Source organism: Vibrio splendidus (genome assembly GCF_002873455.1).
GTDB classification, from domain to species: domain Bacteria; phylum Pseudomonadota; class Gammaproteobacteria; order Enterobacterales; family Vibrionaceae; genus Vibrio; species Vibrio splendidus_J.
Window position 1 is genome coordinate 552,767 of the sequence record NZ_MCUN01000010.1, and the last position, 21,351, is coordinate 574,117.

Below are 21,351 nucleotides of genomic sequence, written 5' to 3' on the forward strand. Positions count from 1 at the left end.
AGCTTTGTGTAAGATCTTTTAAAGGATCAACAATTTCAGAACCTTAACGGTTAACCTGCTTGAGAAAAGCTCACTACTTTACTTTGTAGCTTCTCTTTCAGGTAATCAGTCACGGCTTGCTGCTCTGACTCTTTCATGTACAGGCCAAGTTTGGTTCTGCGCCATAAGATGTCTTCGTCAGTCATCGCCATCTCTTGATTGATCAAGTAATCGATTTCAACTTGATAAACACCATGTGCCTCGCTTGAGAATTGGGTGCCAAGGTCAGCTTCACTATTGGCACCTTCCAGTAGCTTCCAAGTGTAAGTACCGAATTGAGTCACGTAGCGAAGCAATAGCGCTTCAGATGCCCAAGGGTATTTAGTGTGGATCATCTTCGCAAGCTGTTCTCTGCTGCAACTAAAGTTACCACCTGGAAGCGTGTCGTTGGCTGTCCAAGGTGCCCCCATGTTGGTTAGATGTGGCTCAAGCTTCTTAAGTGCCGCTTCGCCAAGTTTACGATAAGTGGTCAACTTGCCACCGAAGATCGAAAGCAGTGGTGCTTGATCCAGCTCTGCGTCTAACTCCAGCGTGTAGTCACGAGTGATCGCTTGTGGTGAATCAGATTCGTCGTCACAAAGCGGTCTTACGCCACTGTATGTCCAAACCACGTCTTCACGACCGAGCTGTTTAACAAAGTGCTGGTTAACGATGTCAATCAGGTAATCCACCTCGACATCATCAATGGCAACTTCACGTGGGTCGCCTTTGTATTCAAGGTCGGTGGTGCCGATAATAGAGAACTTGTCTAGGTAAGGGATCATGAACACAATGCGATTGTCTTTGTTTTGCAGAATGTACGCTTGTGGTTCGTCGTGTATACGCGGCACAACAATGTGTGAGCCTTTGATTAAACGAATATTACGCGGCGAAGCCTGCTCCAATCCATCATCAAAAAACTGCTTAACCCAAGGGCCGGCTGCGTTTACGAGTGCTTTTGCTTTACGTTCAAAACGTTGGTTTGTCATGACATCTAGGATCGTTACATGCCAAACACCACCTTCACGGTGCGCTTTTTCAACACGGCAGTAATTACGTACTTCAGCGTTGTTTTCTTTAGCTGCCAACACGTTGAGCAATACCATACGCGCATCATCCACCCAGCAATCTGAGTATTCGAAGCCTGTCTTCATTTCTGGTTTCAATAGACCTGATTTTGCTAAGTTGACTGTTTTACTTCCAGGAAGAGTGGTGCGCTTACCTAAGTTATCGTAAAGGAATAGGCCACAGCGAATCATCCAAGCTGGGCGTAAAAATGGTCGATGAGGTAAACGGAAACGCATTGGCTGAGCAACATGAGGTGCTTTTCTTAGCAGCACTTCACGTTCAGCGAGTGCTTCCGAAACCAAACGAAATTCGTAATGTTCAAGGTAGCGTAGGCCACCGTGGATAAGTTTTGAGCTAGCAGAAGACGTCGCAGACGCGAAATCATTTGCTTCGTATAAGCCAACGTTTAGACCACGACCTGCTGCATCTGCCGCGATGCCTGCACCATTGATGCCGCCGCCAATCACGATCAAGTCTAAAGTGGAAGATGTACTGTTGTTTGAATTATTTTGTTGAGCACTCATAGTTTTGACCTCTTTCTGAGCGAACGAGCATTTTAGAACATAGTTGAATCCTATATGAACTTTCGTTTGCGGTCATTTATTATTTTCGTTTATGCGCGTTTTCTGTGATTTACGCATAAAAAAACCTCTGATTATGAAAGCAGAGGTTCAAATAAGTCTAATTCGAGCATAGATGCGACACTGGTAGTGAGCAAGTTTAACTTTTTTAACTTTTTTATAAAGAATTGTGATTCATTTAAGAAAGTGTCTTTACCGAGCACTTGTGTTGCGTTATTCGCTCACAGGACGAGCGGTATCGATCACTTCTAATGGTATTGCTGAATCTTTAAGGATGTTGAGAATCTCTTCTGGTGGTTGTTTGTTGGTAAATACCATGTGCGCTTGAGAGATATTGCCGAGCTTAACCATCGCATTGCGGCCAAACTTAGTGTGGTCGACGGCTAAGAAGATGCTGCGACTGTTTTCTATGATGGCTTGCTTCACTCGAACTTCATGATAATCAAAGTCGAGCAGTGAACCATCAAAGTCGATGCCGCTGATGCCCAATATGCCGAAATCGAGGCGGAACTGCTTCACAAAATCGAGTGTTGCTTCGCCCACAATACCGCCATCACGGTTTCTCACTTCGCCACCCGCCAAGATAACCTTTATCTCTGGGTTCGGCAGAAGGATGCTTGCAACGTTAATGTTGTTGGTGACAACTCGTAGTTGTTTGTGGTTCTTGTTGAGTGCACGCGCGACCGATTCTGGCGTGGTACCGATGTCAACGAACAAGGTTGCACCATCAGGGATGTGCTTAACCAGTTCGTCAGCAATAACGTCTTTTTCGTTGAAGTTAAGCGCTTTACGCGTGTTATAAGAGGTGTTTTCTGAACTTAAAGGAATGGTTGCACCACCATGATAGCGACGAATTTTGTTGCTATCGGCAAGTTCATTGAGGTCTCGTCTGATGGTTTGTGGGCTGACATCAAACTTCTCTACTAGCTCTTCGGTACTCACATATCCTTGTGTTTTTACCAGGTCGACGATCTGCTGGTGTCTTGGTATTTGCTTCACTTTACTTACCACTCCCTGCGCGCTGCTGTGTTTTAGCGCACTTAATTCTAAATATCACCTCGCGCTATTGTGCTCGAATTGATGAAAAGAGAGAAGTAATGATGGTAAGGAATCATGTCTAAACCGCAAAAACGCTGCTCAAAACATGGAATTTGAGCCTGAAACGCAAAAAAGAGCACAAAATAGTGCTCTTTTTAGTTTCGTTTACTGAGGGTTCGAGCAATCTAAACGATTAGGTTGCTTGAGTTCTTAGGTCAACGGTTGATGACTGGCGATTAGTTGAATACTCAGTGTTACTCTTCGTCGTCATCGTGCAGTTCAGACCAAACCTGTGCACACTTGATAGCACGCTTCCAGCCTTTGTAACGGCGGTTACGCTTCTCTTCGTCGTGGTGTGGCATGAACGTGCGGTCAAGAACAGCTTTGTCTTGAAGCTCGTCAATGCTGTCCCAGAAACCAACAGCTAGACCAGCAAGGTAAGCGGCACCCAGAGCAGTTACTTCCGTTACTTCAGGGCGGTGAACTTCGGTATCAAGCACATCTGATTGGAATTGCATTAGGAAGTTGTTCGCTACTGCGCCGCCATCAACACGTAGTTTCGCTAGCTTGATGCCTGAGTCAGCTTGCATCGCATCTAGTACGTCACGAGTTTGGTAAGCAATACCTTCCAGCGTTGCACGGATGATGTGGTTAGAGTTAACACCACGAGTTAGGCCAACAATCGTACCACGAGCATAAGCATCCCAGTAGGGTGCACCTAGGCCTGTAAATGCAGGAACCACGTAAACGCCGTTTGAAGAGTCCACTTTCGTCGCAAAGTACTCAGAGTCTTCTGCACCAGCCAGTAACTTCATTTCATCACGTAGCCATTGGATAGATGCACCGCCCATGAATACCGCACCTTCAAGTGCGTATGCAGGTTCGCCTTTAGGACCACATGCTAGCGTTGTTAGTAGGCCGTTTTTAGACGTTACTTTTTCTTGGCCTGTGTTCATTAGAAGGAAACAACCTGTGCCGTAAGTATTCTTAGCTTGGCCTGCTTCTACACACATTTGACCGTAAAGTGCGGCTTGTTGGTCACCTGCAATACCAGCGATTGGGATACGCGTACCGCCTTTACCACCAAGGTTCGTTTGACCGTAGACTTCAGAAGAGCGTTTCACTTCTGGCATCATGACTGACGGAATACCCATCTCATCAAGTAGCTTTTGGTCCCAACATAGGTCATTGATGTTGAATAACATAGTACGTGACGCATTGGTGTAATCCGTAACGTGAACACGTCCTTGAGTCATCTTCCAAACCAACCAAGTATCAACTGTACCGAACAATAGTTTGCCGGCTTCAGCGTCTTCACGAGCACCTTCAACGTTGTCTAGAATCCATTTTACTTTGGTACCTGAGAAATACGGGTCAAGGACTAAGCCTGTATTGTCACGTACGTAGTCTTCTAGGCCACGTGCTTTAAGGTCTTCGCAGATGTCTGCTGTACGGCGACACTGCCATACGATTGCGTTGTATACCGGCTTGCCAGTTTCTTTGTTCCAAACAATGGTGGTTTCACGTTGGTTGGTGATACCAATACCCGCTAGCTCATCGCTGCGAATGCCTGCTTTCGCTAGGGCTTCAACCAATGTAGAACTTTGAGTTGCCCAGATTTCCATTGGATCGTGCTCAACCCAACCCGCTTTAGGGTAAATCTGAGTGAATTCTCTTTGAGAAGAGCTAACGATGTTTGCATCGTGATCGAGGATTACAGCGCGAGAACTTGTGGTGCCTTGGTCTAGGGCAACAATGTATTTTTGCTCGGTCATGGTAAGAATCCTTTTTGTCTCGTTATTTATATTTTAGTAAATGTAAGGTCGCTTAGGTATTAAGCTTGAGCTTGTTCAGCTTCTTCTTCTGTTTCACATTGGTTTGGAATTGTGCAGCCTTGGCCTTCAACTGGAAGGTAAGCACCGATAACTCGTGGGTACAACCAACCACCAAAACATGCACCAGCAATCGGAGCAAGGATTGGTACGATGAAGTAAGGAATATCACGAGCACCTGTTAGTGCGAAATCCCAACCTGCAAAGTAAGCGAACAGTTTTGGTCCGAAGTCACGAGCAGGGTTCATTGCAAAGCCAGTCAGTGGACCTAAAGAGCCACCAATAACCGCGATTAATACACCAATAAGTAGAGGGTTCATTGCGCCGCGCGATGCGCCGTTGTTCTCATCACCTAACGCTAAGATAGCGAACATCAAAACAGCAGTAATCACAAATTCCACAGCAAAAGCGCCAAAGAAAGAAAGTGAAGCATGTGGGTATGTTGAGAAAATACCTGCTGTTGATAGTGCATCTTGGCTGCTGCGTACGAAGTTGTGTGCAATTTCGTAATCAGTGAATAGGTTGCTATAAAGGCTGTAAACCAATGCTGCAGAGCAGAAAGCGCCAAGCAGTTGTGAAATGATGTAAGGCACCACTTTCGCTTTATCAAAACCGTGGAACATTGCTAAAGCAATGGTCACCGCAGGGTTGATGTGCGCGCCTGAAACACCGGCAGTACAGTAAATTGCAATCGCAACACCGAAGCCCCAGATGATGCTGATTTCCCATTGTCCGAATGTCGCACCGGTTAGTACCAGTGCTGCCACACAGCCAACGCCAAAGAATATGAGTAATCCTGTGCCGATAAATTCAGCCAAGCATTGCCCAAATAAAGAAGGGTGTTTGTTTGTTGTCATGTTCGAGTCCTTTTTAGTTTTGCTTATCTAGCACGTGTATTGTGCATATATTTGCGAACTCGAAAATAAACGAACATAAAAAGTGAGCGTTTGAGCATGAAATTGTTAATTAAAGTCACTTGAAATGTTAATCCGAACACTTTTGCTCGGAAAAGATGCTCGCATGAACGTCATTGCTCGAATTGATAGGTTGCGAAGCCGCTCAAACTACCTATATGTAAATGAATGCGCAACTGGTACGAGGAGTTTGTTTTCGGATTTGTGATGCTACTTCGTGAGTGGCGGATAATTAGACTTAATAAGGGAGAGCTGTGTGATGTTTTTGCTATGTAACAAGGGCGTTAACAAATGAACATATATGCATAAATGAATAAACTGCCAACTACGGTGTAGTTTGGCAGTTTAATTTTCGTAAGTTCATGGCTTGAACTTGTCGTAGTTGATTAGCTACAAGTTATAATTAATTGTCTACGCGAGATTTTAGAGACTCTAGTTATTGGACGATGTTTGATATTGAACGAATCAAATACAGATGTTCAGGTTCGGCCCAAATTCGATTTTCTTTCGTAATCAATACGATGGTTCTATTAACCGATTTGTTGTTTCCAGAGTTTGGCATAGAGCCCTTCTTTCTCAACCAGCTTATCGTGAGTTCCGCTTTCACAGACTTGGCCCTTGTCAAGAACCAGAATGTTATCCGCATGACGAATGGTGTTAAGGCGGTGTGCGATGCTAATTACGGTTCGTCCTTGGCAGATCTCCTCCATATTGCTCATGATGGCTGCTTCAGAGTTATAGTCGAGTGCTGACGTTGCTTCATCAAGAAGTAAAATCCTAGGGTTAACGAGTAGGGCTCTTGCTAACGCAATACGTTGACGCTGGCCGCCAGATAGAGAGCCGCCTTTTTCCCCTACGGGCTGATTAAACCCGTGAGGAAGTTCTTCAATGAACTCCAAAGCACCAGCAAGCTGCGCAGCGTGGCGCATTTCTTCATCAGTGGCTTGAGGCTGACTTAGGCGGATGTTCTCTGCAACGCTCCCTGAGAAGAGAATACTTTCTTGCAACACCACACTCATGTTACGACGTAGAGAAACAGGGTCGGCTATCGCGAGATCCATACCGTCGACCAAAACTTGACCATGTTGAGGGACGTACAAGCGTTGCAATAGCCGGGTGATGGTACTTTTTCCTGAGCCCGATGGCCCGGTGATGCCGATAAACTGCCCCGGTTTTACTTCTAACGATAAGTTGGCCAACACTTCGGGAGAGTCTTCGTGGTAACGAAAGCGAATGTTATTAAATTCGATACCTCCATTGAGTTCAGGAACAGAAGCGAGTCCTTGCTTACCATTTTCTTTTGGTTCATCAAGAATATCGCCCACTCGCTTTAGTGCAATGAGAGTATGCTGGAAGTCTTGCCATATTTGCGCAAGTCGAAGTACTGGTTGAGTCACGTGGCCGGCCAACATATTGAATGCCACTAATTGCCCGGGAGTGAGCTCACCGTTTAGTACTTCGCTGACTCCCCACCACAGGAGCAGCGCTGCAGTCAGTTTTTGTATTAGCCCGATGCCTTGCCCTGCAATGAGTCCTGATTTTTGAGCATCAAAGCTACGGTTCAGTTGTTGGCTGAGGATATGTTGCCATTGATGTAAAAATCGATGTTCAGTTGCTGTGGTTTTAATGGTTTCAATGCCTGTTACCGCTTCAGTTAGAAAGGTTGTGGCATCGGCATCCGATTCGTATTCTGATTCCACTTTCTTTCTTATGATTGGACCAGCTATAAGCCAAAGTAAGAAATAGATAAAAAGTGAACCGATTACTAACCAAGTCAGAGTCTTGGCGTAATGGAACATAACCGCAAGAAAGACAGTAACAAAAATGAGATCGAGCAATAACATCAACGTCGAGCCGGTCAAAAATTGGCGAATTTGAGCCATTTCACGAACACGAGCAATGATTTGCCCTGTCTGACGCTGCTTGAAGTAATTGAGGGGGAGCCCGACTAAATGGCGATAAAGGCGTCCTGATAGCTCTGCATTTACTTGACTTGCGAGATGGCCAAATACGGTATTGCGCAAGTAACTGTATGCAGGCTCCGCAATGGCAAGAGCAAGCATCGCTATGGCGAGCACATGTAAGCTGGATAAGCTGCGGCCGACTAGCACTTTGTCGATGACATTTTCAAACAACATAGGGCTGACCAGTGCAAATATTTGTAGGGCAGTAGCATAAAAAAACACATCTCGCATTTGGCTCTTTTGACGCCAAATCGAGGGGGCAAACCAGCTAAGGCCAAATTTTACCTCTTTGCTGCTTAGTCTTTCATCCGCGACCAACATTACCTTGTACGTCGATAAGTAACTACTCGAGCTAAGTTCACTCGGTTGCTCTAATTGAGTGGCTGGGTCATATAAAAGAGAGGAACCATCAGCTGATTTTGTGAGCACTTTCCAGCTGTTGTCGATTTCAATTAACACGGGCAGTGGAAGGGTATCTAGCTCGTTTGATTTTACTTTTGTCACTTGACTTTTCAAGCCAATATAATCTGCAGCTTCCCTTATTTCCAAGTCATTTAAATTGGAATGATTGACGCCTAAAGCATGCTTGAGCTGTGTCTTGGTCGATTTTTTGTGGAAATAGTTACCCGCATAAACGACGGCGTCGATTCCGCAATTATCTTGTGTGATAGAAACGTCCTGATTGATAGAGGCATCTTGAGCTGTAGAAGCGCTATTTCCCGTTGTTGATAAGGTCATATCCATACTTATCTCTCTCTCAGCGATTCTGCTTGGTATTCACGTATTGGGCTCAGCAGATAGTCGATGACACGACGTTTATCCGTTTTTATTTCCGCAACGACGGACATGCCTGGCGTCAATTCAATACTTTTACCGTTGATCAATATGTTGTTATTCAGGAGCTTAACTTGGGCTGGGAAAACGAGCCCCAAGCGTTCGTCTGTAATAGAGTCACGAGAAATGCTCAATAGCTCTGCTTCGATAGTACCGTAACGAGTGTATGGAAATGCATCCACTTTGACTGTCACTGACTGTCCTGGGTAAATAAAGCCTACGTCTTTATTGAGAATTTGTATTTCTGCCTGCTGTACCGCATTTTCAGGGACTATAATCATTAAATTTTGTGCTGGTTGAAGTACGGCCCCTAGCGTGTAAATACTGAGTTGCTGAACGGTACCATCGACGGGCGAACGGATGATTTCTAACTGTTCACGTTCACGAACTTTAGACAACTCCTGAGCTAACCCAACGAGTTGCAATTTCGCTTGTTTTCTTTTTTCGAGCCATTCTCTGTGTTTTTGTGCTTTGAACCCCGTCAACCTTTCTTCAAGGCTATGGTATTGCGATTTTAGAACCTCTAAATCAGCACGTTGTTGCGACACTTGACGTTGAACTTCCAACAACTCTTTTTCTTGCTCTAGGTACTCCACGTGTCCAATGACTTTTACTTGGTTCAACGTTTTTCGTGCCGCGAGTCTCTGACTAATATTTTCGGTTAACTGAATTAATGCGTTGATGTCACTTTGACGAGCTGCTTGTGATGTTTTGTTGACCTGCATTTCAGCTTTGATACTTGCGAGGGTCGACTCATATTCACGTTTTTCACTCAAGAAATTTTCATTGATCAACGCTTGTTGTTCGAGTGGTAAGGTCGAAAACAATAGGTCCTTAGATAGTGGTAGGCCACTATTCAAAGATTGGTATCGAATTAGGTCATTAGTCTGAAATTCAGATTGAGTGATTAAACGGGTAATGTCTTGATTGATGCCTAAGGTATCAAGAGTAAGAAGCGGCGCGCCTTTTGTCACTCGCTGTCCATCTTTTACGTGAATAGAGAGAACCCGGCTTTGTTCATAAGATTGAATCACTTGTGAGCGGCCAGAGACAACGAAACGCCCGGTAGCTGTCGCTTGGATATCTAATTTCCCCCAATACGCCCAAATTAATACAGCAACGACTCCCAAGCTGAGCGTGATAGCCGTTATTCGAGCAAATGGTGAAGGGGGACGTTGTGACAAGGCGAGGTGCGAAGGCAAAAATTCGTAATGCTTCTCAGTCGTCTGGTTTATTTTAAATATGGCCAGAAATCGCTTGATGACACTTTTCATGCGTTTGAATCCTCTTGCTTGAGCTCTTGCTGAAGTTGCCACAATTGTTTGTACTGTTTGCCCAATGTGATTAACTGTTGGTGACTACCTTGCTCGACGATATTACCTTGGTGTAGAACGATGATTCGGTCGCAATCTCGTACGGTGGATAATCGGTGAGCGATAGTGATGACCGTACGGCCCTTCGCGATATTTGCCATATTGGATTGAATCAACGCTTGTGATTCGTCATCCAGTGCACTTGTGGCTTCATCCAGGATCATAATTTTGGGGTCTGAAAGTAGGGTCCGCGCAATCGCAAGCCGTTGTCTCTGCCCGCCTGAAAGAGATTGCCCACCTTCGGCTAAAATCGTGTCATAACCGATTGGGAGCTTCATGATGAATTCGTGAGCTCCAGAGAGTTTCGCCGCTTCGATAACTTCCTCTAAGCTAGCTTCGGGCTTTGATTGGGCAATATTTTCGCAAACACTTTTGTTAAATAAGTAGTTTTCTTGGAGAACTATGCCGATTTGTTGGCGCAGTTGCTGAATACCAATTTGATTTAGTGGTGTGTTATCAACCGTTATTAACCCTTTTTCTGGGCTGTAGAGTCGTAGCAGCAATCGAGCTAGAGTACTTTTCCCTGATCCCGACGTTCCTACAACGCCTAATGTTTCACCTGCTTGGATCTCAAGCGATAAGTTGTCTAGGGTTGGTGGAATATCTGGTTGATAACGAAATAGGATGTTTTTGAACGAAATCGCGCCTTGGAATGCAATCGTATCGTTCCCTGTGTGCTGCTCCACAGGTAAATTGAGCATGTCTCCCAACTTTTCTAGTGCCACACGCGTTTGAATAAATTGCCCCCATAACTCAACCATACGAGATAAAGGCTGGGCGATGTGGTTTGTCATCATATTAAAAGCGATCAGTTGGCCGATAGTCATTTCCAATGACAGTACTTCTGTTGCCCCTAACCACAGAACTCCAACACTTGTTACTTTCTGGATGAGTTGCACGATATGGTTGGATCGGTTGTTGAGTTGCTGAACCACGTATCCAGTAGAGACCATTTTTTCCGTTTGATCGTCCCAACGGCGAACAAAACGAGGCTCTACGGCTAAGCTTTTTAGAGTTTCACTGCCAGCTACTGTCTCTGTGAGAAAAGAGGTATTTGCAGCGGCGTGCGTAAATTGCTCTTCTACCGCCGCTTGCATTCGAGGTGTAAGCCACCAAGCGAGAAATACATAAAGAGGGATGGTTGCAATAAATAGCCACGTGAGAGGAGGTGAAAGCAAACTCATGACGTAGAGAAAGACAAACATGAACAAGAACTCGACCGTTAAAGTAAACATTGAGCCTGTTAAGAATTCTCGCACTGTATCAAGCTCACGCACTCGAGTTACGATGGCTCCTACTTGGCGTGTTTTGAAAAACATCAAAGGAAGGCCAAACAAGTGCTTTACTAACTTAAGCCCTAATTGAATATCAATTCTATTGGCTGTGTGTGCATATTGATACTCACGTAAGCCGCGAAGTATAACCTCGACAATTCCCGTTATCACAAGTCCTATAACAAGCACATCAAGAGTTGACCAAGCCTGATGTACGAGCACTTTATCCATAACAACCTGGAAGAATAGTGGTGAGATTAAGGCGAGTATTTGCAGCACAAAAGAGAATAAGAAAATCTCTCCCAGTATTTTCTTGTGCTTTAGAAACTCAGGAATGAACCATGTGATATCAAAACGTGATTGAGCTTGTTTTATCTCTATCCATTTGTGGTTCCAAATTGAATTGAGTTCGTTATAAGAAATTACTTCAGGAGCCTCTTTATTAGGCCTTTGTATTAAACATTTATCTTTATTAGATTTAGCTAAAATAAACGGTGAATCTTGACTGTCAAATAGAATGGCAGGAGTTTTTATTTTTTTTATTTCCTTAAATCTAGAATGCTTTGTGGAAATTTTAACTCCATTTTTATGTTGTATTATTTTTATATTATCTATTAATGAATTGTCTTTATCTAATTTATTAGCTTCATCTAATTTAGTATTGTCTGGATTGTTATTTTCGTTGTTACCAACAATATTTAAATAAAACTGTATGCATACCAGCGTAAGGTTTTCTTTTTCAGTCATAGGTTTTTCTTAGCTGATGTTTTTACAGCATTTTTAAAAGTTCGGCATGCTATCACCACTTTTTATAACGTTCAATCAAGAATTAAAAAATAGATCTGGTTAGAAAATAGTTCGGCTGTGTTTATAATTTGAGCTAAATAGTTAATATAAAGTTAAATCTAGTTAATAATGATAGTTTGAGTGACTTCATGCTTGTCATAACATCATTGATATGAAATATCTGATTTTAGAATGAATACTCTACTATTCATTAGTATTGTTGTTGATAGTTCATATTATAAGATGTAGCATATTTTACGAAAAATAATAAATACAATTATATCTTTGGGTTTGAGCCTAATATCAAACCTTTTTTTGCTTGTTGTCGGGGTGCTTTCTTTTGTTAGAAAACACCCCGCTAATTTTTATACAAAATAATTCGGGGAATTTATGACAGAGAAATTTGTTCAAACAGTATCTAGTGTTAATTACAATAAGGGTGTTTTTTCTCTTTATTTCGTAGGTCAAGATCAAAAAAATATGGCTAGCGGCGTAATGGCTGAAAATGATGATGACCTTGAACTTAAACAAGTGGTTCATATGCCAGCTTCTGGTTTCATGTATATGGTTTCAATGGTTAAAAACATGCTCGAAGACCCTCGCATGTCAGCTGAATTTGACAAGCTGGTTGCTGCAGGTTTTTTACCTTCAGGTGAGCCTAGTGTTGACCAGGTTGAAGAAGTACAAACAGAAGAAAAACCTGCGCCAAAGAAGAGAGCTTCTAAAGCTAAATAATAGCTGTATTCGGTGAGATAGGGCATATGTCTATTACGCATCAATCAGCAAATCTTACCTTAGCGCAAATTCAGAAATTGATTGGTGGGGTGATGCTGCTAAGTCAGCACTCGCCTCTTCATCGAAGATATGTTGTTGCTGAATGGCAGCAACGTATTATGCCTGCGTTTGAGCTAAACCAGTTTTGCTATTACGAAGATGAACAAGGACGCCCAATTGCATTTTGTAATTGGGCGTTTTTGTCTGAGCCGAGCCGAGATGAGTTGCTATCAGGGACTCGCGAAATCTCTCTATCTGACTGGCGATCCGGTCAACATATTTATATTCCAGAGATGATAGCGCCATTCGGACATGGTCGAGAGGTCGTTAATGATCTTCGACGTCGAGTATTCCTTCCGTGGAAAGGGCAGAAAGTTTGTACCGTCCGTGGCAAGGTCGACGCTCAAAATGACCGCTGTATCAGAAAGGTACAGTGGTTTTCTATTTAACCTTAAATTAGAGTTTTTTTATGGGAAAACCATTTTGGAGAAGTGTTGAATACTTCTTTACAGGGAATTATTCCGGCGATGAAGGTAACAATAAAATTGCTGCTATCGGTTTTGGCGGCAAAATATACGCTCGTGGAGGTGATGATTACGTCACTATCGGTTCAATTGGGGCGACGGTTTACACGGGCAGCGGGAATGATACGGTAGTAGGTGGTGCTGCATATCTAAGAGTAGAAGATTCTGTTGGCAACCTAAATGTAACAGGTGCTGCCGGGTATGCGGACATTGACAAAAGCGGCGATGGAAACGTTTCATTCGTTGGCGCTGCTGGCGGAGTTTCTATTGATCATCTGGGTAATCGCGGTGACGTAAATTATGGCGGTGTTGCTGCATATAATGGGATAACTCGTAAAGGCCTAAGTGGTCATGTGACATTTGGTGGTGCTGGTGGCTATAACAGCCTTTGGCATGAAACAAACCAAGGTAACTTATCTTTTACTGGTGCAGGTGCCGGTAACAAACTTGATCGAACTTGGTTCAATCAATACCAGGGCTCTCGCGGTAATGTGATATTTAATGGTGTTGGTGCTGCTAACAGCATTAGCTCGCGAGTGGAAACGGGTCATATCATTTTTCGTGGGGCGGGTGCCGATAACCATCTCGTTCGCAAAGGTAAAGTCGGTGATATCACTTTCGTGGGAGCGGGCGCATCAAACCGCATTGAACGTACGCGACAATCGGATGATGTTTATGCGGAAACATGTGGCAACATTCGTTTTGTAGGTGTTGGTGGATACAACAGTATTTACTCTGATGTGGCACACGGTGATATTCATTTCTCTGGCGGCGGAGCATACAACAAGATTACCCGTAAAGGGTCTGGTAACGATTTCAAAGGCGAAGGATTAGCCAATGCCAATGCCAGTGAGATCGTTCTGACTGCTGCACAAATGCATGGGTTATCGATTGGTAACGGGAATAAGTTCCATTCTGTTAAGGCAATAAAATCAGAACGAGAGGCAAATACTTACTTGTTTGCTATCGCTGATGGTACTTACACCAAAATTAATAAAATTCGTCTCTATAACGACTCGGAAACTGGAAATCTTAAGTACTACTCAGAAGCTTGGTATAAGCGTGGAAATCATTTAGCTAGCCTTGCTCGCTCCGATGTTTCTGGTTCAGGTGGATTTGAGTCAAATCCAGTCAATGGCGGTTACACCCTCTCTAATATCGAACTCGAACATCAACAAGTGGTTACGATTCAAAGTATTGAAAAAGACCTCACAGAGCATGAATGGGTTACTTATGCTGAAGGTGCGCTTATTGACGCGAAAGATATTACTTTATTAGACGCAAAAATGAGTGGTTACGCAATCAGCGAGGGCCTAATTGATGTAACTGGTGTTAAATCAAATGTGCTACCCAATACATATATATTTGCCAAAGTATTTGGGCGCTATACTAAAATTGTGACAGTTGAACTTAGGAATGATAAGGAAACAGGGAGCTTACAATATCGCGCTCGAGGTTCTTATCGGTTTGACGAATTTGGGACGAAGGTTCCCGACTTGGCTGATGAGTACATACCGTCTTCAAGTGAGTATAAATCGCAGGGTGTTGGAGCCTATTCACTCAGCGATCTGCATTACAGTGTGAACGCGGTAAGAAGCACTAGCGAAACTGTGGCCGATATCGACGAGTACACCGATCAAAACTTGTTTAAGCCAGCGACCGGTAGCGGTAAAAGCTCTGGGGATGTTCATTTTACTGGAGTAGGTGGCGGTAACGTTATCAAGTCCAATGTTACCCTTGGTGATGTTCATTTTAATGGTGGAGGCATTGCTAACGTTGTTCTTCACAGCTCTAAAGTTGGTGATACCAAATTTATTGGCGGTGGCGCGGCTAACGTTATTGTTAAAAGTGGCGATGAAGGCAACCTCATTTTCCGTGGTGCTGGCCTGGCTAACGTATTAGTCCATCAGAGTAAGCAAGGCAAAATGGATGTTTATGCAGGCGGTGCAGTCAACGTATTGATTCGTATCGGTGATGGTGAATATCTCGCTCACTTACTTGCTTATGGCAATGTTTCTGTTCACAAAGGCAACGGAAATAGCCGTTTGGCTATGCTAGGTGGCTACAACACGCACACTCAAATAGGGTCTGGTAACGGTTTGTGGCTAGCGGGTGGTGGCTTTAATGTCATGACGCAGATTGGTAAGGGCGATATTGCTTCAGTACTTGTTGGCGGCGCGAATGTTATAACTAAAGTCGGTGATGATGACTTAACAGCGGGTATGCTTGGTGGTGCCAATATCATTACTCATATTAGTGATGATGCGACAACATCAAACACGACAGCAGTTGCACTTGGCGGTGCCAATATTCTGACCAAAAAGGGCAAAGGTGACGCGTTTGCGGTTATGGGAGGAGGCACTAACGTACTTACGCATATCGGCGATGGCACAACAACTGGCGTTATGGTTGGTGGAGCAAATATTCTAACCAAGGTTGGTGATGGTGATACTACTGGCATTATGTTGGGTATCGGCAATGTACTGACTCATGTGGGCGATGGCCAAACACTTGGCGTAATGGGGGCTGCGGGTAACATATTTACCAAGGTCGGCGACAGCAATTCAATTGCCGTTATGATCGGCGTAGGCAATATATTCACTCATGTTGGTGAAGAGAATGCATGGGCATTAATGGGTGGCCTAGGCAATGTATTTACCAAAGTTGGTAATGATGATGCATTGGCGCTTATGGTCGCGGAAGCGAATGTCTTTACGCATATTGGTAACGGCACAACAGTCGCATTAATGGTAGCGAAAGGTAATATCGCGACCAAAGTGGGGAATGGTACCTCGCTAGCCGCGATGGTAGGTAACGCAAATATATTCACCCATGTGGGTAATGGCAGCACGTTTGCTGCAATGCTTGGCCAAGCCAGTATCATGACCAAAGTGGGTAATGACTTAACTGCTGCGTTAATGATCGGTAACGCGAATATCTATACTCACGTTGGTAATGACACAAGTATAGGCTTGTTTGTTGGCGAACTAAACGTGATGACGAAAGTGGGTAACGGAACAACCTTAGCCGCGATGTTTGGTAAAGCAAGCATTATGACTCACGTAGGTAACGGCCTGACTGGCGTGTTAGCCCTAAGTGAAGCTAACATCATAACTAAAGTCGGTGATGACTTTATGGGTGTTGTCGCAGTTGCCAAAGCAAACGTAGTGACCCATGTTGGTGATGCAACAACTGCAGCCTTACTGGCAGGTAAAGGTAACATCTTAACAAAAGTTGGCGAAGGAACCACCGTTGGTTTACTGATATCGCAAGTGGGTAATATCATGACCCATATTGGTGACGGTGCGACTGTCGGTTTAGTTAGAGGTAAAGCAAACATCGTCACTAAAGTGGGCGATGGGCTGGGAGTCAATGCGGCTTGGGGACATGCGAATATCCTCACTCATGTTGGTGACGGTGACCGATACAACTTCGCCAAAGGTGACGCGAACATCATTACAAAGGTGGGTGATGGTCAAGAAGTTTCTGTGGTTCAAGGTAAGGCGAACGTAATCACACACGTCGGTAATGGCGATGATTATACCGGTTCTTGGGCTAAAGCGAATATCATTACGAAAGTGGGTGATGGCCGTAATGTCGTTTTGGCGAAAGGCGAAGCGAATATTGTTACTCAAGTGGGTGACGGTGATAGCTTCAACGCGCTTTGGAGCAAAGGTAATATTGTCACTAAAGTCGGCGATGGTATTCAGGTTACTGCAGCGAAAGGTAAAGCCAATATTACGACAACCGTGGGTAATGGTTTAAGTGTGACGGCGACCTATGCTGATGCGAATATCAACACCAAAATTGGTGATGGTACTTCAGTTAACGTTTCATGGGGCAAATATAACGTCAACACTAAAGTGGGCGATGGCCTCAATGTTTCGGTAATGAAAGGCAAAGCAAACGTGAATGTTCACGTAGGTGACGGTTTAGGAATCAATGCTTCTTATGCTAGAAATAACGTTGCTATTAAAGTGGGTAACGGTGATTTTTATAGCCTAGCTGTCGCGTCTAGCAACACCAGCAGCAACAAACTATCGACATTGTTTGACAATATTAAACAAACTCTTCTTGGAGTCGGTGGTAGCCAAGCGATTAATTACCTAGTTCAAGGTGATGAAGCTTCGTCATCAAGCGTTCAAAAAGGACTAGGGGAGATTGCAACATCTGAAATCACAAAACTTGATGGTTTTGAGCTGGATGAGATCGAAGAAGTAGGCTCCGACTTAAAAGACAGTTTAAGTGGAAGCGTGACGAACGTTGAAGCACCTGATCTCAGTAACATGAAAGAAAATATCAACATCGAAGATTCTTTAAGTAAAACAAAAGAACTTACTGTTACTACTAAAAATGAAACTAACATCGAAGATTCTTCAAAGAATGAAGAAGCCCCTAACTTAATCGTCAATGGCGACTTTGAACAAAATGGTCATGGTTGGGAGTCAACACATGGCATTGAAGCTGTGCACTCAGCGAAAGCTTATGGTGTAAGCAATGGTGGCCATGGTTCTCGTGTCACTGAGTTAGATGTAGATAAAAATACTAGTATTTTTCAAAATTTATCTGCCTTAACTGAAGGTGAAGTCATTGCTGTTAGCTTTGATTTCGCAAGACGTGCGGGTATTTCAAGCAACGAAGGCATAGAGGTTCTCTGGAACGGTGATGTTGTATTCTCAACCTCTGGTGATAAGACCGCTTGGCAACACAAAATACTGAAATTGACTGCAAACTCCGGCAGTAACAAAATAGAATTTAAAGGTACTGGCCATAACGATGGGCGAGGTTATGTTTTAGATAATGTTGTGGCGAAATCTGAAGCGATCATCGAAACCGTTGGTACTCCACTGCAGGTATCCGAACTATCTTATCAACCTGATGAGATGTCTGACGAAGCTAACACTATTGCCGATAGTGCAGAGCAAAATCAAGCTGCAAAAAATGCAATGTCTGACAAAGAACGAGCGGAAGCTGATCGCCAGCGCTTAGAACAAGAAAAACAGAAACAACTTGAAGCTGTATCGGGTTCTCAGGCTCAATTAGAATCAACCGATCAAAAAGCATTAGAGAACAACGGTCGAGCGCAGCGCGATGCTGTAAACGAAGAGTCTGAAGCGGTAACTAAAGACCTGACGGCAATGGCTCAAGGCCTTAAAGTACTCGATGACAAAGCTAAATATATGGGCGAATCTGGTGACCATTGGCGTGAGCGTTTTGCCGGAGGTCTTTTAGATGATGTTCAAACTCAATTAGATAAAGCCAAAGAAGTTTCTGGTAAGCAGATCACTGCTGCGAAAAAGAGCTATGAAGATAGTCAAAAGAACGTCAAAGATTCGGTGGCAAAATCAGAAGCAGGTGTTGCCAAAGGTGAACAGAATCGCGCTGGGGCAGAGCAAGATATAGCGAACGCTAAAGCCGATGCTGATGCGCGTAAAGCAGAAGCTACCACGAAAACTAATGAAGCTAAACAAGCTGAATTGAATGCCAATGATGCAGCTAGAGACGCTGAAGCTCGTGGTCATAGTGATGCAAGAAATGCTGAAAATAAAGCAAGTCAAGCAAAAGCGGACGCCAAAGGTTCTAAGCAAAATGAAAATGATCGCCCTGATCGTCAAGGTGCCTCAGGCAGCGGCTTATCTAATGCAAATCACTCTATTCAAAATGAAGAAACGATAAGTAGTGATGTCGATACGGTAAATCCACAGGGTGCCGACGGTCGATTCAGCGAAGGATTAACCGATCAAGAACAAGAAGCGCTAGACGGTGCGGTTCAAGCCGTCAATCGACTACAAATCAATGCAGGTGTTCGTTCTAAAAATACTGGAAGCTCAATTACTTCTCTGTTCACTGAGAGCAATGCCGATAGCATCATTGTTTCAGATCGAGCATCACAAGATGTAAACCGAAAAGATATTCGTATTTCAGGTGTTGGGCTAGAGGGGCTCGGAAGGCAAGAAGGGCGACCGAAACCTAGAGCTGTCATTGTCCCTGAATTTGGAAGTCACTTTGAGACTACTTCTATTGGTATTGAAAATGAGTTGTCAGGGTTGGTAGTCGCTTTACCTAGTAACTCTACACAGAAGTTTGGCTATGTCTATGATTCAGAGGGTAACCCTCTATTCATGTTGACGAAAGACATGAATCAGGGCAGCTACACTAATCCCGCTGGTATTACTGACATCAAAGGTATTGGTAATTGGCAGACACATACGATTGAGTTAGTCACTTATCCGAGCGAAACCCGAGATAAAGTTGCTGTTGAGAGCCGTAAAGATGCGATGCTTTGGTTGGCAAAGGAGTTTACCAGCCACATTAATCAATCAAATCATAAAAGCTTGTCCAACCTAGTAAGTGAGGATGGTCGCTTTACCTTGGCTATCTCAAACTCTAACCATTTGATTGCTGCTGGCAATGGTATATCAATTGAAGCCCAAGGTCAGACGATTGGTATGACACCTAGCGGTCAACAGGCTTCTATGGCGGTTAGTGCTAAAGATTTTGGTACAGGATCGTCAGACGAAGTGAAACTTTTGGAATCTGCACCGTGGTATCAGTCGGGACTTAGAAATGAGTTTTTAGCCAACTCTAATGAACACAAATTAGATGATCCGGCGGCTGCGCAAAACGTGTATGCCTATCTCACATCGGTCTATTCCAAAACTGCAGATCTGGCCAAAGAGTATGGCATCTACATCAATGATTGGGATCCTGCATCTGAGGGTTTCTCTCCAAACGCTCAAGGGTTAACCGATCCGAAAGTGAAAAATGCTTGGGAGATTTTGCCAAGAACTAAGCCTGTCAAAATGCTGGAACTTCTAAGTGCAGATGACTCACGATACGTGAGACAACAAATCATTGAGAAGCTGAAAGGTTCATATTCAGAAAGCCTTGCCAAGAGCGTATTTGAATACTTCCAGTATGGCGGTGAAGTGGCAGGGCATGGCATCAACAACGCTACAACAGGAAGTGTGCAGCAGCCTGAACCAGCTATCTTGTTTGAGTTCCGCAGCGTGCCGAGCGTTTTAAGTGAATTTGTACCTAAAACCGAATCCACGGCAAAAGTTGATGTGAAGGCACTTGATCATTTTGACTCTGCAAGCCGTAAAGCCATCGTTGTTGAAGTGAACGCTTTGGTTAGTGGCAGTGATGATTTCGATGCTTGGTATCAAGAGTATCGGGCAAGTAAAGGCCAGCCGCCAGTTAAAAAACCTAAATCCAGTGCTTCTGCGAATCACAAAGCCGAATGGCTGATGACGCAGTATGCTGATAAATGGGCAAAAATTACCGCGCCTTATATCGAAAGTAATGAGACGAGCACGTCAACACAAACGGCGGTAGATACGGGCGAAGTGCTTAAAGGACTACAGGAAGACTTTAAACGCTATGGCGACGCGCTGAAACCGGATACTAACGTACCAGGAAAATCGAAAGACATTCGTACCACCAAAGATTTCCTAAACGGTTACAAAAACGACCATGCGAAAGACACCGTTGATGGCTTCCACTCAGATATGAGTATCAAGCAACTGGTGGATCTGTTTGTTAAAGGCAACTGGAGTGCAGAGCAAAAAGGTGCGCTTGCTTGGGAAATCGAAAGTCGTGCACTGAAAGTGACGTTCCAGAACAAATCTGAGAAGTACAACCGACTGTTCCGTGAGATTGCCTCTGCTGGAGTGGTGGATGCGAAAGCGACCGAGCAACTTGCGCCACAGTTAATGCTGTTGAACCTATCGAACGACGGTTTTGGTGGACGCTGTGATCCCCTTTCTAAACTTGTTCTGGTCGCTAAACAGCTAGAAAACGATGGTCAAGTCGGCGTTGCAAGACAACTGCTGGAGAAGATGTACTCTGCGGCGGCGGTGCTGAGCAATCCAACGCTTTACTCAGACAGTGAAAAAGTCAATGCAAGCAAGTTGCTCAGCAGCTTAGCGGCTATTCATGCGAAGAATCCAATGCATGATACGTCGATGAAAGTGTGGCAGGAAAAGCTGGAAGGGAAACAAGCGCTGACCGTAAACGGTGTGGTTGAGAAGATCACCGATGTATCAGCTAACGGTAAACCTGTGTTGTTGGAACTTGATGCTCCGGATCACGCGATGGCGGCTTGGGCAAAAGGCTCAGGTGACGAACGTGTTTACGGCTTCTATGATCCAAATGCTGGCATCGTTGAGTTCTCGTCAGCAGAGAAATTTGGCGCTTACCTAACGCGTTTCTTCGGTAAGTCCGATCTGAACATGGCTCAAAGCTACAAGCTGGTTAAAAACGACGCAGGTGAAGCGATCTTCAACCGCGTGGTGGTGATGGATGGCAGCACACTAGCGAGTTATAAGCCGACAGTTGGTGATAGTACCACCATGCAGGGGATTCTTGA

9 protein-coding genes and 1 pseudogene are annotated in these 21,351 nt (G+C 44.1%); 3 read left to right on the forward strand and 7 right to left on the reverse strand.

The features are described 5' to 3' along the window. Positions 1-50: 50 nt before the first annotated feature. The 7 genes and pseudogenes from glpD to BCU75_RS11520 form a co-directional block, all read right to left on the reverse strand. On the reverse strand, positions 51-1,610 hold the full coding sequence (gene glpD / locus BCU75_RS11490) for a glycerol-3-phosphate dehydrogenase (protein WP_076679408.1): 1,560 nt from the start codon (positions 1,608-1,610) through the stop codon (positions 51-53). Between the two features lie 270 nt (positions 1,611-1,880). Next, positions 1,881-2,666, reverse strand: coding sequence for a DeoR/GlpR family transcriptional regulator (locus BCU75_RS11495; RefSeq protein WP_004732237.1), 786 nt, complete (start codon positions 2,664-2,666; stop codon positions 1,881-1,883). A 293-nt stretch (positions 2,667-2,959) separates the two neighbouring features. Continuing rightward, complete coding sequence (gene glpK / locus BCU75_RS11500; RefSeq protein WP_076679410.1) at positions 2,960-4,480, reverse strand: glycerol kinase GlpK; 1,521 nt, start codon at positions 4,478-4,480, stop codon at positions 2,960-2,962. Between the two features lie 59 nt (positions 4,481-4,539). Continuing rightward, entirely contained in the window at positions 4,540-5,394 is an 855-nt protein-coding gene (locus BCU75_RS11505; RefSeq protein WP_076679411.1) for an MIP/aquaporin family protein, read from the reverse strand. A 587-nt stretch (positions 5,395-5,981) separates the two neighbouring features. Continuing rightward, a pseudogene (locus BCU75_RS11510) lies at positions 5,982-8,075 on the reverse strand (type I secretion system permease/ATPase); the annotation flags it as partial. Between the two features lie 86 nt (positions 8,076-8,161). Further along, positions 8,162-9,523: an HlyD family type I secretion periplasmic adaptor subunit gene (locus BCU75_RS11515; protein ID WP_198593417.1), complete on the reverse strand. Its 1,362-nt coding sequence runs from the start codon at positions 9,521-9,523 to the stop codon at positions 8,162-8,164. Beyond that, the gene (locus tag BCU75_RS11520) at positions 9,520-11,643 is read right to left on the reverse strand and encodes a peptidase domain-containing ABC transporter (protein ID WP_102473941.1); all 2,124 of its coding nucleotides are present in this window, start codon (positions 11,641-11,643) and stop codon (positions 9,520-9,522) included. Before BCU75_RS11520 ends, BCU75_RS11515 begins: the two co-directional genes overlap by 4 nt. Positions 11,644-12,072: 429 nt before the next feature. Between BCU75_RS11520 and BCU75_RS11525 the strand changes: the two genes are divergently transcribed. From BCU75_RS11525 to rtxA, 3 genes are all read left to right on the forward strand, one after another. Further along, positions 12,073-12,417, forward strand: coding sequence for a peptide chain release factor 1 (locus BCU75_RS11525; RefSeq protein WP_076679267.1), 345 nt, complete (start codon positions 12,073-12,075; stop codon positions 12,415-12,417). 26 nt (positions 12,418-12,443) lie between these two features. Next, positions 12,444-12,905, forward strand: a complete 462-nt coding sequence (rtxC, locus tag BCU75_RS11530; protein ID WP_076679266.1) for an RTX toxin-activating lysine-acyltransferase RtxC — start codon at positions 12,444-12,446, stop codon at positions 12,903-12,905. A 20-nt stretch (positions 12,906-12,925) separates the two neighbouring features. Then, positions 12,926-21,351, forward strand: an 8,426-nt coding sequence (rtxA, locus tag BCU75_RS11535) for an MARTX multifunctional-autoprocessing repeats-in-toxin holotoxin RtxA (protein ID WP_241905373.1), incomplete at its 3' end; no start/stop codon positions are given.

Bases quoted from the DNA above. Each gene is read 5' to 3' on its own strand.
- BCU75_RS11520 (WP_102473941.1), bottom strand. From the start codon at position 11,643: ATGACTGAAAAAGAAAACCTTACGCTGGTATGCATACAGTTTTATTTA.
- glpD (WP_076679408.1), bottom strand. From the start codon at position 1,610: ATGAGTGCTCAACAAAATAATTCAAACAACAGTACATCTTCCACTTTA.
- BCU75_RS11525 (WP_076679267.1), top strand. From the start codon at position 12,073: ATGACAGAGAAATTTGTTCAAACAGTATCTAGTGTTAATTACAATAAG.
- BCU75_RS11505 (WP_076679411.1), bottom strand. From the start codon at position 5,394: ATGACAACAAACAAACACCCTTCTTTATTTGGGCAATGCTTGGCTGAA.
- glpK (WP_076679410.1), bottom strand. From the start codon at position 4,480: ATGACCGAGCAAAAATACATTGTTGCCCTAGACCAAGGCACCACAAGT.
- BCU75_RS11515 (WP_198593417.1), bottom strand. From the start codon at position 9,523: ATGAAAAGTGTCATCAAGCGATTTCTGGCCATATTTAAAATAAACCAG.
- rtxC (WP_076679266.1), top strand. From the start codon at position 12,444: ATGTCTATTACGCATCAATCAGCAAATCTTACCTTAGCGCAAATTCAG.